This window comes from Devosia sp. (assembly GCF_036676215.1).
Lineage (GTDB): Bacteria > Pseudomonadota > Alphaproteobacteria > Rhizobiales > Devosiaceae > Devosia.
On the sequence record NZ_JAKFDJ010000074.1, the window covers coordinates 37,134 to 51,281 of the forward strand.

At 63.9% G+C, this 14,148-nt stretch carries 17 protein-coding genes; 13 read left to right on the plus strand and 4 right to left on the minus strand.

The genetic code is table 11. The features are described from left to right. Window positions 1-29: 29 nt before the first annotated feature. Window positions 30-923, minus strand: coding sequence for a 3-keto-5-aminohexanoate cleavage protein (locus V6M52_RS07725; protein ID WP_332700608.1), 894 nt, complete (start codon window positions 921-923; stop codon window positions 30-32). A gap of 202 nt (window positions 924-1,125) precedes the next feature. Between V6M52_RS07725 and V6M52_RS07730 the strand changes: the two genes are divergently transcribed. The 7 genes from V6M52_RS07730 (at window position 1,126) to V6M52_RS07760 (ending at window position 7,982) form a co-directional block, all read left to right on the plus strand. Beyond that, window positions 1,126-1,899 carry an HpcH/HpaI aldolase family protein gene (locus V6M52_RS07730; RefSeq protein WP_332700609.1) on the plus strand — a complete coding sequence of 258 codons (774 nt, stop codon included), beginning with the start codon at window positions 1,126-1,128 and terminating at the stop codon, window positions 1,897-1,899. Window positions 1,900-1,918: 19 nt separating this feature from the next. Further along, window positions 1,919-2,680: an SDR family NAD(P)-dependent oxidoreductase gene (locus V6M52_RS07735; RefSeq protein WP_332700610.1), complete on the plus strand. Its 762-nt coding sequence runs from the start codon at window positions 1,919-1,921 to the stop codon at window positions 2,678-2,680. Window positions 2,681-2,806: 126 nt separating this feature from the next. Beyond that, window positions 2,807-4,219 (plus strand): aldehyde dehydrogenase family protein, encoded by a 1,413-nt coding sequence (locus V6M52_RS07740; protein WP_442881830.1) that lies wholly within the window; start codon window positions 2,807-2,809, stop codon window positions 4,217-4,219. Between the two features lie 35 nt (window positions 4,220-4,254). Then, window positions 4,255-4,719 (plus strand): tripartite tricarboxylate transporter TctB family protein, encoded by a 465-nt coding sequence (locus V6M52_RS07745; RefSeq protein ID WP_332700612.1) that lies wholly within the window; start codon window positions 4,255-4,257, stop codon window positions 4,717-4,719. A gap of 16 nt (window positions 4,720-4,735) precedes the next feature. After that, window positions 4,736-6,241 carry a tripartite tricarboxylate transporter permease gene (locus V6M52_RS07750; RefSeq protein WP_332700613.1) on the plus strand — a complete coding sequence of 502 codons (1,506 nt, stop codon included), beginning with the start codon at window positions 4,736-4,738 and terminating at the stop codon, window positions 6,239-6,241. 28 nt (window positions 6,242-6,269) lie between these two features. Further along, complete coding sequence (locus V6M52_RS07755; protein WP_332700614.1) at window positions 6,270-6,902, plus strand: nuclear transport factor 2 family protein; 633 nt, start codon at window positions 6,270-6,272, stop codon at window positions 6,900-6,902. A gap of 102 nt (window positions 6,903-7,004) precedes the next feature. Further along, complete coding sequence (locus V6M52_RS07760; RefSeq protein WP_332689187.1) at window positions 7,005-7,982, plus strand: Bug family tripartite tricarboxylate transporter substrate binding protein; 978 nt, start codon at window positions 7,005-7,007, stop codon at window positions 7,980-7,982. A 313-nt stretch (window positions 7,983-8,295) separates the two neighbouring features. On the opposite strand, the gene V6M52_RS07765 is transcribed toward V6M52_RS07760, so the two are convergent. Beyond that, a complete protein-coding gene (locus V6M52_RS07765; protein WP_332700622.1) occupies window positions 8,296-9,171 on the minus strand; it encodes a LysR substrate-binding domain-containing protein in 876 nt (291 codons plus the stop codon). A 96-nt stretch (window positions 9,172-9,267) separates the two neighbouring features. On the opposite strand from V6M52_RS07765, the gene V6M52_RS07770 reads away from it, so the two are divergent. The 3 genes from V6M52_RS07770 to V6M52_RS07780 all read left to right on the plus strand — a co-directional run bounded on the left by V6M52_RS07770 (window position 9,268) and on the right by V6M52_RS07780 (window position 11,981). After that, window positions 9,268-10,155, plus strand: a complete 888-nt coding sequence (locus V6M52_RS07770) for a PhzF family phenazine biosynthesis protein (RefSeq protein WP_332689190.1) — start codon at window positions 9,268-9,270, stop codon at window positions 10,153-10,155. 119 nt (window positions 10,156-10,274) lie between these two features. Beyond that, window positions 10,275-11,486, plus strand: a complete 1,212-nt coding sequence (locus V6M52_RS07775) for an epoxide hydrolase family protein (RefSeq protein WP_332700615.1) — start codon at window positions 10,275-10,277, stop codon at window positions 11,484-11,486. Between the two features lie 237 nt (window positions 11,487-11,723). After that, a complete protein-coding gene (locus V6M52_RS07780) occupies window positions 11,724-11,981 on the plus strand; it encodes a hypothetical protein (protein WP_332700616.1) in 258 nt (85 codons plus the stop codon). On the opposite strand, the gene V6M52_RS07785 is transcribed toward V6M52_RS07780, so the two are convergent. Together V6M52_RS07785 and V6M52_RS07790 are read right to left on the minus strand one after the other, a co-directional pair. Beyond that, window positions 11,958-12,413 (minus strand): hypothetical protein, encoded by a 456-nt coding sequence (locus V6M52_RS07785; RefSeq protein ID WP_332700617.1) that lies wholly within the window; start codon window positions 12,411-12,413, stop codon window positions 11,958-11,960. The genes V6M52_RS07780 and V6M52_RS07785 overlap by 24 nt on opposite strands. Window positions 12,414-12,466: 53 nt before the next feature. Next, window positions 12,467-12,643, minus strand: a complete 177-nt coding sequence (locus V6M52_RS07790; RefSeq protein ID WP_332700618.1) for a hypothetical protein — start codon at window positions 12,641-12,643, stop codon at window positions 12,467-12,469. A gap of 94 nt (window positions 12,644-12,737) precedes the next feature. Between V6M52_RS07790 and V6M52_RS07795 the strand changes: the two genes are divergently transcribed. From V6M52_RS07795 to V6M52_RS07805, 3 genes are all read left to right on the plus strand, one after another. Further along, the gene (locus V6M52_RS07795; protein WP_332700619.1) at window positions 12,738-13,304 is read left to right on the plus strand and encodes a TetR/AcrR family transcriptional regulator; all 567 of its coding nucleotides are present in this window, start codon (window positions 12,738-12,740) and stop codon (window positions 13,302-13,304) included. 138 nt (window positions 13,305-13,442) lie between these two features. Further along, window positions 13,443-13,784 (plus strand): hypothetical protein, encoded by a 342-nt coding sequence (locus V6M52_RS07800; RefSeq protein WP_332700620.1) that lies wholly within the window; start codon window positions 13,443-13,445, stop codon window positions 13,782-13,784. 115 nt (window positions 13,785-13,899) lie between these two features. Further along, window positions 13,900-14,148, plus strand: a 249-nt coding sequence (locus V6M52_RS07805; RefSeq protein ID WP_332700621.1) for a hypothetical protein, incomplete at its 3' end; no start/stop codon positions are given.

The following is a 14,148-nucleotide window of genomic DNA, read 5'->3' on the forward strand; positions in this document are numbered from 1 at the left end:
GTGGCTCCTACCAATATACCGCGCCGCCCCTATTCGGGGAGCGGCGCTTGCTTCTTCAGCCCCAGGATTTCGCGTGCTTCGCCGGGTGTCGCCAGCCGGCCGCCCAGTTCGCGCACGATGCGTGCGGCTTTCTTCACCAGCTGGGTGTTGCTTTCGGCCAGCACGCCTTTTTCGATGAAGGTGTTGTCCTCGAGGCCAACGCGGATGTGACCGCCGAGTAGCCAAGCTTGGGCCAGCATCGGATATTCGAAGCGCCCGATGCCGCAGCCGCCCCAGTTCGTTCCGGATGGCAAGAGGCTTATGAGATAGGCCATCGTTTCAGGCGTGGCGATGGCGCCATAGCGCACCCCCAGCACGATCTGGCAGAACACCGGCGCCTCCAGCTTGTTCTGGCGCACCATGTCGTTGAGCAACTGGATATCCCCGCTGTCGAACACCTCGACTTCGGGGCGCACGCCAGCGGCCTGGATGCGCTCGGCCATGATGGAGAGGTTGGTCGGCGTGTTGATGACCACCGAGGTGCCCGAATACATCGTGTTGAAATCGAGGCTGCAGAGCTCGGGGCGGAGCACTTCCACATGCGACACGCGCGGTTCGGGCCGCATCAGCGTCGTGCCGGGCGCCGCAACGGCCGGGTTGTCCTCGCTGGGAATGAACCGCTGTCCCGGCCCGGTGGTCAGGTTGATGACCACGTCCTCGTCGGCCGCCCGCAGCCGCTCGACCACTTCGCGATAGTGCCTAAGTTCCATGCTGGGGCGGCCGTCGTCATGGCGCACATGCACATGGATGATGGCGGCGCCTGCCCGGAGGGCTTCGAGCCCGGCATTGGCGATCTGCTCGGGGGTGACTGGCAAATAGGGCGTCTGCGCCAGCGTCGTGATATTGCCCGTCACCGCGCAGGTGAGGATAGTCGGATCGGCCACGGTTTGGTCCTTCGAACGGCCGCACATGCGGTTTTCGGAGTGAGTAAATCCCACTTGCCGTCGCCTGGCCGCAACGGGATTCGCCGTCCGTTTCGCTCGCAGAAACGGCCCAGCGGACCATTTCGCACAGGGAAACGAGCTTGGTTCAATGGCTCATGCGTCCTCCATCTGCGTGTAGAAGGTGCGGACAAGGAGACCACCGATGTCCGAGCAGCGCCCGCATTTTTCCACCTTCCGCAGCCGCCTACTGGGCCGTCAGCGCCTGTTTGGAACCTTCGTCAAGCTGCCGACCACGCAGGTCATCGAGATGCTGGGCCAGATGGGCTACGACTTCATCATCATCGACCAGGAGCATGCCCCTCTCGACCGGAGCATCACCGACCTGATGATCTTCGCCGCCCGCGCCTCCAATATGGCGCCCATCGTCCGCATCCCAGAATTCACCGAAGCCAACGTGCTCTCAGTTCTCGATTCGGGTGCCATGGGCATCATGGTCCCCCATGTCGCCTCGGTCGAAAAAGCCACCGCTATCGCTCGCGCCGCCCGCTATGCCGATGGCACGCGCGGCTTTGTCGGGCTGTCGCGCGCCAGCAACTGGGGCAGTGTCGGTCCGGTCGAGCATATGCGGTTGCAGGATAGCCAGGTCGCCGTGATCCCGATGATCGAAGATCACCATGCCATCGACCTGGCCGGCAATATTGCCCGGGTCGAGGGCATCGACGCGCTGTTCGTCGGGCGGGGCGACCTGACGGCATCGTTCCGCGATGATCCGGAGGCAGCAGGCAAGGTTGCCGAGCTCGCCCGGTGCGTCGCCGCGGCGGCCAAGGACGCCGATACGCCGCTGATGATGCTGCCCACCACCAAGCCTGATATGGAATTCGTCACCGGGCTAGGCGCCACGGCCATCGTCATATCGAGTGACCACGGCTTCATCCGCAATGCCGCCACCGCGGCGCTCAAGGACTTCAGGTCGTAATTCGGCTGGGAGATTTAGCATGGCAATGATTGATATCCCCTCACTTGCCGTGCCGCGCACCGTCCTGGTGACCGGGGGCAGCAGTGGCATCGGCCGGGCCACGGCCGCCCGCCTCGCGGCCCTCGGCTCCACCGTCATCGTCGGCTACAACAGCCGCCCGGAAATCGCCGATGAAGTCGTCGCTGGCCTCCAAGGCAGTGGACACCTCGCCATGCGCATCTCCATGGAGGATGCCCAGAGCATCACCGCAGCGGCCGCTGCGGTCGAGCAACGCTTCGGCAGTCTCGACGCCCTGGTCAATTCCGGCGGCTCGACTACGCCTGTCCCGGCTACCGATCTCGCGGCCCTGAGCGACGAGATTTTCGACCGCACTGTCATGATCAACCTGCGCGGGCCGTTTGCGGTGATGCGCACCTTCCGTCCGCTGCTCGAACGCGGCGCCGGTGCGGCTATCGTCAATGTCTCTTCCATTGCCGCGCGCACGGGAATCGGCAGCAGCCTCGCCTATGTGGCGGCCAAGGCCGGGGTGGATGCCCTGACCATCGCCCTCGCCAAGGTGCTGGCGCCCAAGGTGCGTGTTTTTTCAGTCTCGCCGGCCGGCGTCGATACCGGCTTCGTGCCGGGCCGCACCCGCGAGCAACTGGAAAAGACCGCCGAGCGCCTGCCGCTCGGGCATGTCACCACGGCCGACGATGTCGCTCGGGCCGTGGTGGCCTGCATTGTCAATCTGACCAGCTCCACCGGCATTGTCGTGCCGGTGGACGAGGGACGCCACCTTTGAAACCAGGGCGCATATTCGCCTGACGGAACGCTCCGGGTCGTGCATTGCGGCCATGGGCTTATGAAATAGTGTTGCAACAACGATTGCCCTTGTTGGGCGCATGGACGGGCAGGCATGGACAGGTTGATGTTCTACATCGATGGCGCGTGGGTGGACCCGATGCGCGCTTCGACGATCGGCGTGATCAATCCGGCGACCGAAGAGGCCATCGGCCGGATCAGCCTGGGCTCGTCCGCCGACGTCGACCGCGCCGCGGCCGCAGCCCGTCGCGCCTTCGCCACCTATTGCGAGACCAGTGTCGAACAGCGCCTGTTCTGGCTGGGTGGCATCATCGATGGCTTCCGCGCCCGGTTGCCTGAACTGGCGCGGACCATGACGCTCGAAATGGGCTCGCCCATCACCTTCGCCACCGAACGCCAGGCCACCGTGGCGCTCTTTCACTTCGAGGAAGCCGCCCGTGTGCTGGCCGATTTCGCCTTCGAGGAGCGCATGGGCGCCGGCATCGTGCGCCACGAGCCCATCGGCGTTTGCGGGCTGATCACGCCTTGGAACTGGCCGCTCAACCAGGTCGCTTCCAAGGTTGCGCCAGCCATTGCAACCGGTTGCACAGTGGTGTTGAAGCCCAGCGAAATTGCGCCGCTCAGCGCCATGATCTTGGCCGAGATCATTCATGATTCGGGCCTCCCGGCCGGCGTCTTCAATCTGGTCAATGGCGATGGCCCGACCGTGGGCGAGGCCATCGCCTCCCATCCCGAGGTCGACCTCGTCTCCTTCACGGGCTCAACAAGTGCGGGCATTCGCGTTGCCATGCTCGCGGCCCCGACGGTCAAGCGCGTGGCGCAGGAACTGGGCGGCAAGTCCGCCAATATCATCCTCCCGGACGCCGATATCCGCGCCGCCGTGATCGCCGGCGTCCATGCCTGCTACACCAATGCCGGGCAGAACTGCCAGTCCCCGACGCGCATGCTGGTGCATGTGTCCCAGCGCGATGTCGCCTTCGACGCGGCTCGCACTGCCGTCGCCAGCATCCGGCTCGGCGACCCCCTGCGGCCCGAGACGACGCTGGGGCCATTGGTCAGCCAAGGCCAGTTCGACAAGGTGCAAAAGCTCATCCAGACCGGTATCGACGAGGGTGCGACCCTGCTCGCCGGCGGGCTGGGCCGTCCCGCCGAAATGAACCGCGGCTACTACGTCCACCCCACCGTCTTTGGCGACGTCACTCCGCAGATGACCATCGCCCGCGAGGAGATTTTTGGACCCGTCCTTTCCATCCTCAACTACGAAACCGAGGACGAGGCTGTCGAGATCGCCAATGACACGCCCTTCGGCCTTGCCGGCTTCGTGCAGTCCAGCGACCCCCAGCGCGCGCTGAGACTCGCCAAGCGCATCAGGGCAGGGCGCGTCTATCTCAATGGCGCAGCCTTCGACCGCAGCCTGCCCTTCGGCGGCTACAAGCAATCCGGCAATGGCCGCGAATTCGGCATCTACGGCTTCCGCGAATATCTCGAAGTCAAGGCCGTGCTGGGCTATCCGGGCTAGCCTCACAACCGGCAGAAGCGAGAGGGAGAGTGCAGATGAAAGTAACGCAGGATGTGGTGCAGGGCGGGCTCTTCGCCGCCATCGGCCTCGTTGCCTTGCTGATGGCGCTGCAATACCCTCTGGGCACACCCGGCCGCATGGGTCCCGGCTTCTTCCCGGTCGCCATCTCGGCTCTGCTGACGCTGACCGGAATTGCCATCCTGGCACGCTCACGTTTGGGCCGGTCCGAGGTGATCCGCATGGCGCGCTGGTTGCCTATTGCCACCGTGACCATTGCCATCGTCGTCTTCGGCTTCCTGCTCGACAAGCTTGGCCTGCCCCTCGCGGTACTGCTGCTGTGCGTCTGGGCCGGCACCGCCAGCATCAGCTTCGAGCTAAACTGGAAAGCCATCGTCGGCGCGGTGTCCTTCGCGCTCGTCTGCGGCGTGCTTTTCGTGACCCTGCTCGGCCTGCCCATCCCCCTTGTCGGGAGCTGGCTGCAGGCTCTCGGCGCACCCTAGTTTCCAAGAGGTCGAAATGGACATCTTCAGCGGGCTCCTGCTCGGCCTACAGACTGCCAGCACATTGACCAATTTCGCCTATTGCTTTGCCGGCGTGCTGCTCGGCACCGCCGTCGGCGTCCTGCCGGGTCTTGGTCCCATCGCCACCATCTCGATGCTGCTGCCCTTCACCTTCGGGCTGCCGGTCGACACCGCGCTTATCATGCTGGCTGGCATCTTCTACGGCTCGCAATATGGCGGCTCGACCACGGCGATCCTGATGAACCTGCCTGGGGAAGCCTCCTCGGTGGTGACCACGCTCGACGGCCACGAAATGGCCAAGCAGGGCAAGGCAGGCAGGGCCCTCGCCGCCGCCGCCATCGGCAGCTTCTTTGCCGGCACGGTGGGCACGATGTTCATCGTCATCGCTGCGCCGATCCTGGCCGGCATGGCGCTCAGCTTCGGCCCGACCGAATATTTCTCGCTGATCGTGCTGGGTCTCGTTACCTCTATGGTGCTGACCTCGGGCTCGCTGCTCACCGGCTTCGGCATGGTGCTGCTGGGCATGCTGCTCGGCATGATCGGCACTGACGTCAATTCTGGTGCCGCGCGCTACACCTTCGGTTCGGTGGATCTGCTGGACGGGCTCAACTTCGTCGTCATTGCAACCGGCATCTTCGGGTTGGGCGATGTGCTCGCCAATCTCGAGAACGAGCATTCCCGCGCCGCCACCATCGCCAAGGTGAGCTCACTGTTCCCCACACGCGAAGACTGGAAGCGCATGACCGCGCCCATCATCCGCGGCACCGGTGTCGGCGTGCTGCTCGGCGTCCTGCCCGGCGCCGGCCTGCTGCTGTCCTCGTTCTCCGCCTACGCGCTGGAAAAAAAGCTCTCCAGGCACCCCGAGCAATTCGGCAAGGGCGCCATCGAGGGCGTGGCCGCGCCCGAAGCGGCCAACAATGCCGCCGCCCAGACCGCCTTCATTCCCATGCTAACCCTGGGCCTGCCTGGCACCGCCACCATGGCGTTGATGATCGGTGCGCTCGTCGTTCAGGGCGTGCAGCCCGGCCCCAATATCCTCACCGAACAGCCGGCACTGTTCTGGGGCCTCGTCGTCTCCATGTGGATCGGCAACCTCTTGCTGCTGATCCTCAACCTGCCGCTGGTCGGCATGTGGGCCAAGCTGATTTCGGTGCCCTACAAGTTTCTGTTCCCGCTGATCTGCGTCTTTACCGCCATCGGCGTTTACAGTATCCGCAACAGCGCCTTCGACGTCTATCTGATGGCCCTGTTCGGCGTGCTCGGCTACGTCTTCCGCAAGGCCGGGGCCGAGCCGGCGCCGCTGATCCTGGCCTTGATCCTGGGCCCGATGGCCGAAGAATACCTGCGCCGCGCCCTGCTGATCTCGCATGGCAATGCGAGCGTGTTCTTCACGAGTCCGGTCAGTATGAGCACCCTGCTGATCGCCCTGGTGCTGCTCGTCTCCATCCTCCTTCCCGCCTTCCGCAAGGTGCGACAGGAGGGTCTTCAGGAAATCGACTGAGCCGACTTACCAAGACGAGGAAACACATATGCAAACCAGTCGCGAGGCGCGTCTGCAGAACCAATTCGACCGCACCGAGCTGTTCGACCTCGTGCGCCGCGAGCGTTTCGCTCGCGACCAGCAAAGGTTCGGCGTAATGGCTGCGTGCTTTCATCGCGATGCCTATGTCCGCACCAGCTGGTATGATGGCACCGGCGGCGATGCCTATGTCGCGGCCACACGCAAGTGGATGAGCAACACCGGCAATTCCAAGCATTGGGTGTTCCCTGCCTTCGCCCAGGTGCAGGGCCATCGCGCCACCATCGAGAGCCCGGCCATGATCTTCAACCGCGCGCGGCTCGAAGACATCGAGATCGATTTCCAGGTATTCTGCCGGTTCTTCTCCCGCGCCGTGCGTGAGGACGGCGACTGGAAGCTGGCGAGCTTCCACGTCCTCTTTGAACGCGACGTGATGGGGCCCACCCTGGCCTCCGACCCGCTGCCGATTGATCGTCAGCTGCTCGATACCATGCGGCCGTCCTACAAGTTCCTCACCTATATCCAGCGCAGCCGCGGCATCAGGGTGAACCAGGACCTGTTAGGCGACGACCGCCCCGACCAGCTCGCCGAATTCCACGCGGGTGAAGACCGCTGGCTGGCGGGCGAGGGGCCCGTTTCGTGAGATGAAACGCGCCGCCTGACAAATTCCAGCTGCTGCACCGATGCGCTAGATATTGCCTCAGCCAAGCCCAAGTCGTTCAAAAAGGGCGAGCAGGAGGAATATATGAAAAGACGCGAATTCATCGTCCTTGGTGGTACCGCAGGACTTTTGGCCTCGACGGGCATTTCGTTTGCCCAGGATAGCTGGCCCTCCAAGCCGGTCACGGTTATCTCGGCCTATCCACCCGGCGGCACCAGCGACATCCTGGCGCGCCTCGTCGCCGATATCCTGACCAAGGAATATGGCCAGCAGTTCGTGCTGGAAAACGTTGCCGGTGCGGCCGGCGCTCTGGCTGGTGGCCAACTGGCCCGTTCCGCTCCCGATGGCTACACGATCTTGGTCTCGGGCAGCGCCCCCCTCGCAGCCAACAAGGTGGTGCAGACCAACCTGGCCTATGATCCTGAAGCCGACTTCGAGATGATCACCGTTTTCGCCGATAGCCCGGCGCTGATCACTGCCAGCATGAATGCGCCGGCCAAGACGCTGCAGGAACTGGTCGCTTATGCCAAGGCCAATCCGGGCCAGGTCAATATCGGCAATCCTGGCGCCGGCACCAAGGGTCACATCTGCGCCGCCATCATCGGCCAGGAAGCCGGCATCGAAATCAACCATGTGCCCTATAAGGGCTCGCCGCCGCTCGCGGCCGACCTGCTCGGTGGCCATATCGACTTCTCGGCCGATGCGCCCGCCAACTACCTGCCGCATATCAAGGCAGGCAAGCTGCAAGCCATCGCCGTCACTTCCGCCGAGCGCATGAGCGAATTGCCGGACTTACCGACAGTGGCCGAGCAGGGCTTTGCTGGCTATGAGCAGACCCTGTGGTTCGGCATCGTCGGCCCCAAAGGCATGCCCGCAGAAGTCGTCAGCAAGATCAACGACACGCTCAGGGCCTGGGCTGCGCTGCCTGAGTCGAAGGCGCAACTGGTGGCGCTCGGCGTCGCGCCAGTCCTCAATACACCCGAGGAAATGCGCGAAACCGTGGCACGCGAAATCGAAGCCATCCGGCCGCTGGTCGAAGCCGGGCTCGTGCAGCCTTCCTGATCCGCGGAAGTCTCCCTTTCCTCCCTGATACCGCCCCGCCTCGCGCGGGGCGGTATTGCTTTGATGCCTTGCTGCGAACAAGGAGAGCTGCCGAAGCCGCCGCCCCAGCCGAGGCGTCGGGCAGTGCGAAAGCTGGCCCCAATAACGGACATGGGGCGCAAAACGGACTGGCAGGGTAGGGGCCGTGAGCGGACTGTCCGCTGACCAGACGCTCGTCGAGAATAGCGGACGCTCCGGCGTTTGGCCTTAGTGTGCGGAATTGGCCCCAAGCGGACACCTACCCGCGTGCGTGGGGGCCGACTTGTTGGCGCAATCATTCGCTTGGCACTGAATCCAGCGACGCTCGAGTTTGCTCGCAGAGCCAATCACAAAACGTGCGTGGCGCGGGGCGTTGGTCGCCTTCACGGATCAGGACGAAGTACCAATCCGGGCCCTTCAACACTGGTTCCAGGGGCGCGACGAGCGACCCGTCGTCGAGAAGCGGACGAAAGAGTGTTGGCGACAACAGCGCGACCCCAAGGCCGCCCACCGCCGCATTGGCGATGAGCTCGAAGATGGAATAGTCGACAGAGGAGAAGCGCAACCCGGCCGGCATAGGCCGCTCGGCTCGCGCGAACCACTTTGCCCAATCGGGATGCGGCAGAAGGTCGAAGTCCAATAGATCCTCCGGCGCACCGAGCGTACGGGCTGCAAGCAGGCTCGGGGCCAGCATGGGAGTAACGTCGACAGGCATGAGCGGGTACTCGGCAAGGCCGTCCCAACCCCCTCGCCCCGTCCGTATAGCAATGTCGAAGGCGGTTGGGTCACGCACGTCCGAGGAAATGTCGAGCTCGACAGCGGCGCCGCCTGCCGCTCGATAGCTCGACAGCCGGGGGGCAAGCCAGCGGGATGCAAATGTCGGCGGCACGGTTACCCGAAGTGGTGCGGTTCGCGTCTGGAACGCCTCGAGCGCTACGTTGATATCGTCCAGCGCGCGCCGAACTTCGCGCGCCAGCGTCACGGCGGCGGGGGTCGGGACCACACGCCGGCCGACGCGGGTGAACAGAGCCTGCCCAAGCTCGGCTTCGAGGCTGCGGATGCGGAGGCTGACTGCTGCCGGCGTGAGTGCAAGACGATCGGCAGCACCGGCGAAGCTGCCGATGCTGACGCACATTTCGAAGATCCGGAGGGACTCCACTGAAGGCCGAATGATTAGTTTCCCTTGTCATGTGGGCAAGGAATGCGCGTTTTACCGCTGCGCTGCCCTGGTGCACTGTCCTTCCATTCGAAGGATAGGAGCTGCGCCGTGTCGCTGCAACCGAACACCACTGTTCTCACAGCCGGGCTGATCGACGTCTTCGCGGATACCTCCCTGAGCGGCAACCCGCTCGCTGTTGTCGAAGACGCGGACGGGCTTTCCGATACGCAGATGCGGCGGATCGCCAGCGAGTTCAACCAGGCTGAAACGACCTTCGTGATGCGGAGCGGCAGGGCTGACCTGAAGCTCCGGTCCTTTACCGCAGCGGGGGCGGAGGTCGTGGGTGCCGGCCACAATGCACTGGGCGCCTGGCTCTGGCTGGCGGGGGAAGGCAAGCTCGGTCCCATCGAGGGGCACCATATGTTCAGCCAGGAGATTGGAGACGCGGTCCTGCCGGTCGGGCTCCGTCTCATTGAAGGACGGATCTTCGGCCATGTGAAGCAGTCTGCGCTCACGCTGGGCCCACCGCTGACCTATATCCCGCGTCTGGCGGCGGCGCTGGGGCTGGCGCCGGAGGATCTTCGTTCCAAACCCGCGCCGCGCGTCGCAGACACAGGCGTGCCCCACCTGCTTGTGCGCCTCAGCGACGCTGCCGCGGTCGATCGTGCCGAACCGGCCGCCAAGGCACTGCTCAAGCTGCTGAGCGAAGCTGGTGCCGAGGGCTGCTACGTCTATGCTTTCGAGGAATCTGCACCCCATAGCGCCTATGCGCGATTCTTCAACCCGACCGTCGGGTTGTGGGAAGATGCAGCGACGGGCACCGCGGCCGGACCGCTCGGCGCCTATCTCGAGAGCGAAGGTTTGATTGAAGGAACCATCGAGATCGAGCAGGGCACCAAGATGGGGCGGCGGAGCATTCTCCGGGTCAGCCTCGCACCTGAGCCGGAGATATCCGGCGCCGGCATCGTCGTGATGCGCGGCAAGCTCTCCATCTAACCCATCGCCCAAACCGAACGGCAGGCGTGGCGACATTCGTCCCCGCGTCAACGTGAGCTCGCGCGCCCTGCTCCGAACCCGCTTCCACGTCCACCCGTAGCGAAAGGAACGAGAAGACTATGAACCGTCGTCAATTCAGCAAGACCCTCGCCGCCTCGGCCCTGCTCGCTGGCTACGCCAGCAAAACCACCTTCTCACAGGAGACCTCTGCGATGACCAACCCGACCGCTTTCGAGATCGCCATCCCCGAGGCACAGCTCGCCGACCTCAAATACCGGCTCGAACACACGCGCTGGCCGGATGAACCGGCGGACGCCGGTTGGGCCATGGGAACCAATCTCGACTACATGAAGAGGCTGACCGACTATTGGATCGACGGCTACAATTGGCGGCAGGCCGAGGCGGGCTTGAATGCCTTTGCCAACTACAAGGTCAACATGGACGGCATCGATCTGCATTTCGTCCATCAGCCGTCGAGCAATCCGGATGCTGTTCCGCTTTTGCTGCTGCATGGCTGGCCGGACTCCTTTTATCGCTACCATCGCGTCATCGCGCCGCTGTCGGAGGATTTCCACGTCGTTGTCCCGTCCATTCCCGGGACCGGCTTTTCCGGCAGGACGGCCCTGCAGATGGACAAGGTCGCCGATCTCTTCGCCCGGCTGATGACCGAGACGCTCGGCTACGGCAAATTCATCGCTGCGGGTGGCGACGGGGGCTCCATCATTTCGATGTCGCTGAGCCAGCACCATCCGGAAGTGCTCCTCGGCTATCACGTGACCGATGTGGGCTATCCCGACCAGACTACGGATTTCGCTGCCCTGAGCGGGCCCGAACAGGCTTATGCCGGTGCCATCCAGCAGTGGTTCTTCGCCCACGGCGCCTTCAATCTGATCCACGCGACCAAGCCACAAAGCCTGGCGTTCGCCATGAACGACTCACCGGTGGGCCTGGCTGGCTGGATCATGAGCTTCATGGCCGGAATGGGCGTCGGCGACGAGGCGGATGCCCGCTTCGGCCGCGATGAGCTGATCACCAACATCATGATCCACTGGCTGACCGAGACCGCGGCATCGTCCTTCCGGGTCTACAACCAGAATGCAATGCAGCCGCCGACCATCAAGGGCAAGAACACCGGCGTTCCGGTTGCGGTCGCCACCGAAGCGCCCATCCCGGGTGGCGTCCGCCTGCCACGTGAATGGGCGGACCGCCAGACCGCCGGCAACGTGGTTCAGTTCCACGATATGGAAAGCGCCGGCCACTTCGCGGCGTGGGAAGACCCTGGCTTCTTTGTCGCCGACATCCGCCAGTTCGCGGCGCTTCTCAAAGCCTGATTGCGGCAGGAGGTCTGACCTCAATGGGCGGCGCCGGTTCCCCTCACATGCCCGGCGCCCCCGTCAGCGGCTATCGTCGTGCGGGGTCCTCAGCCAGTGGTGGACCACTTCCACCGGAACGTACAAAAATGCGCGCCTCGCCGGTATCGATTGTGGACTCTACTCCATCAACGTGACGCTCGATGGGTGCGTCGACCACAGCGCGACATACCGTCGGATGAGGCGCTGCAGCAGACGATGCTGCGCGCTACCCATCTCCACGCCACCGAGAGCATGGGCCGGGCCGATACGCTGCTTTTGGGTCGCGTCACCTACCAGACGATGGAAGGAGCGTGGCGGCTGGCGACGCGGACCGCAACGCTGCCCGACTGGATGGAACCTTTCGCGCGCACCATCGACGCTATGAAGAAGTACGTCGTTTCGCAAGATTGCCCGCCGCGAATTGAGATGATCATGGTTCAGGGCTGTTGCTCACGCCTCTTCGGCGCCCGCTGACGCACGCCTGTTCCAGCCATATCGCGTCAGCCCCCGGGGCTTGTAGACCGATAGGATCACTGCACCGAGAAGAACCAGCAGCCCGCCACCCGCGTGCAGAACCATGGACGCACGCGCGGCGGCTAGTTCCGGCCCGTCGGCACCAACTGGCTGCATTGCCAGCATCCGGATGTTCCCGGTTTGCATCCACAGCACCACCACCACGGCAATGGTGAGGATCAGCTTCGCCACCACCCAATAGTGCCTGATCAGCCCCCAGGGCGTGACCAATGACTGAAACGTACCGATTGCCAGACTCATCAGCGCCATCGGTACGATGAGGTACCCTGTGAGCAAATCCATCGCGGGATAGACCGGCGGTCCGCCGGCACCGGTGGTGAGGCCGACAATAGCCAAAGCCAGGAAAGCCGCGACCGCACCCACCAGCCCCATCGACGTGACTATATGAAGCGTCAGCAGCAGTCTGCGAAGTGCCGGTCCCGCCCTCATTGCGCTGTCTGGGCCTGCGTCATGTGGCGTCCAGGACCGTGATTGCCGCCAAGCCCTCCCGCCAACGCAATGATCAGAAGCACCACGACGACTGCGGCGGCAATGCCGAGCCCCTTCACCCATCCGGGTGTCGAATAGCCGCCGGGGGCGGGTCTGCGCTTTCGGTCGGTCATGAAGGCCTCCACTGACTCAATTTATCAATACAGTGTGTCTCGGTCAATTCAATCTGTATGGACTGTAGTCAGTTTGTCGGCTATGACGGCTGCCATGCCCAAGCTCTGGAACGACACGATCGACGCACACAAGCGCAACGTCAGGGATTCCACCCTCGACGCGACAGCCGATCTCGTCACGCGAAAGGGCCTTGCCGCGGTGACCATGTCGGAAATAGCGCAGGAGACCGGTATAGGCCGGGCTACGCTCTACAAATATTTCCCGGACGTGGAGGCGGTGCTGCTTGCCTGGCATGAACGACAAGTTCATCGGCACTTGGCGTCCTTCACCGCGATCGCGGCGAGCGACGGTTCGCCTCTTCAGCGCCTGCGCAAGGTGCTCGATGCCTATGGGCTGATGGGCCATAACCACGAAGGCGGCGAACTCGCCAATGCCCTGCATCGGGGTGGACACGTTGTGCATGCCCGCGAACACCTGACGGCATTTCTTTCGGACATCATCACCGAAGCGGGCGCTGCCGGGGAGATACGAGTGGACGTGCCGGCCGGCGAGCTTGCCGTTTATTGCCTCAGCGCGGTGGCGGGCGCGGCCGACCTGCAATCGAAGCAGGCGGTGGAGCGGTTAGTCTCGGTGACGCTGGCTGCTCTTCGACCGCTGTAGCGCCAGCCGCGATAAAACGGGCACACTTGGAAGTGCAGCACCGACACGTGACGCGACTTTGATTTCGATCAATGACGCCTCTTGGGATAGCCTTACGGTATGAGAATGGTTCGATTGCGCGGTGAACTTCGAGTCCTGGTGACAGCGCTGATCTTCAGCCTGGCATTGTCGCTCGGCTTCGGCTCAGCGGCGGTCGCGGCATTGCCCGACACCACTGTCGGGCTGCACGGCATGGCCAGTGTCGATCACGCATCGAGCCCGCACGACGCCTGCATGCAAGATTCGTGCAGCGACCGGATCGCCGATTGTCGCTCAAGTGCGGCGCATTGCGGCAGCGCCGGTTGTACTGCCCTCGTCGCACCGGCCGCTGCCCCCGGCTTCGCAGATTCCGTGCGCCGGACCTGGGCTTTTACACGGGCGCAATGCCTCCACGGGATCGATCCTCTCGTCAACCGCCATCCGCCCCGCGACCTCGGCTGACAAAGCGACCTTGGCGGTCGCTGACGTTTTCGCCCTCACCTGCGCTCAAGCGGCCCTGCTGCCGGCGTCTCGTCACCACCATATTCAATTCAGCACAACGCAAGGGAGAAGACCTATGCGCGCTACCAAGTCCTTATTCGTCGCGGCGCTGTTCCTGGGCCTCGCCAATCCTGCGATCGCCCAGATCGACCCGCATCACCCCGAAGGCGCCGATACCCCCTCGACAGTAACCGAGGCACCGGCAGACGAGACCGCTCAGCTTCCAACTCCACCTGCAGGCAAGGCGATGACCCAATGCCCGGACGCGATGGGCATGATGCAGCAGGGCGGGGGAGTCACCACGCCGATGATGCAAATGCACATG

What these genes read in the sequence shown, in the direction of transcription:
- V6M52_RS07795 (WP_332700619.1), top strand. Translation starts at nt 12,738, where the DNA reads ATGCCCAAGCTCTGGAACGACACGATCGACGCACACAAGCGCAACGTC.
- V6M52_RS07785 (WP_332700617.1), bottom strand. Translation starts at nt 12,413, where the DNA reads ATGGGGCTGGTGGGTGCGGTCGCGGCTTTCCTGGCTTTGGCTATTGTC.
- V6M52_RS07790 (WP_332700618.1), bottom strand. Translation starts at nt 12,643, where the DNA reads ATGACCGACCGAAAGCGCAGACCCGCCCCCGGCGGCTATTCGACACCC.
- V6M52_RS07775 (WP_332700615.1), top strand. Translation starts at nt 10,275, where the DNA reads ATGAACCGTCGTCAATTCAGCAAGACCCTCGCCGCCTCGGCCCTGCTC.
- V6M52_RS07745 (WP_332700612.1), top strand. Translation starts at nt 4,255, where the DNA reads ATGAAAGTAACGCAGGATGTGGTGCAGGGCGGGCTCTTCGCCGCCATC.
- V6M52_RS07740 (WP_442881830.1), top strand. Translation starts at nt 2,807, where the DNA reads ATGTTCTACATCGATGGCGCGTGGGTGGACCCGATGCGCGCTTCGACG.
- V6M52_RS07750 (WP_332700613.1), top strand. Translation starts at nt 4,736, where the DNA reads ATGGACATCTTCAGCGGGCTCCTGCTCGGCCTACAGACTGCCAGCACA.
- V6M52_RS07730 (WP_332700609.1), top strand. Translation starts at nt 1,126, where the DNA reads ATGTCCGAGCAGCGCCCGCATTTTTCCACCTTCCGCAGCCGCCTACTG.
- V6M52_RS07780 (WP_332700616.1), top strand. Translation starts at nt 11,724, where the DNA reads ATGCTGCGCGCTACCCATCTCCACGCCACCGAGAGCATGGGCCGGGCC.
- V6M52_RS07735 (WP_332700610.1), top strand. Translation starts at nt 1,919, where the DNA reads ATGGCAATGATTGATATCCCCTCACTTGCCGTGCCGCGCACCGTCCTG.
- V6M52_RS07760 (WP_332689187.1), top strand. Translation starts at nt 7,005, where the DNA reads ATGAAAAGACGCGAATTCATCGTCCTTGGTGGTACCGCAGGACTTTTG.
- V6M52_RS07755 (WP_332700614.1), top strand. Translation starts at nt 6,270, where the DNA reads ATGCAAACCAGTCGCGAGGCGCGTCTGCAGAACCAATTCGACCGCACC.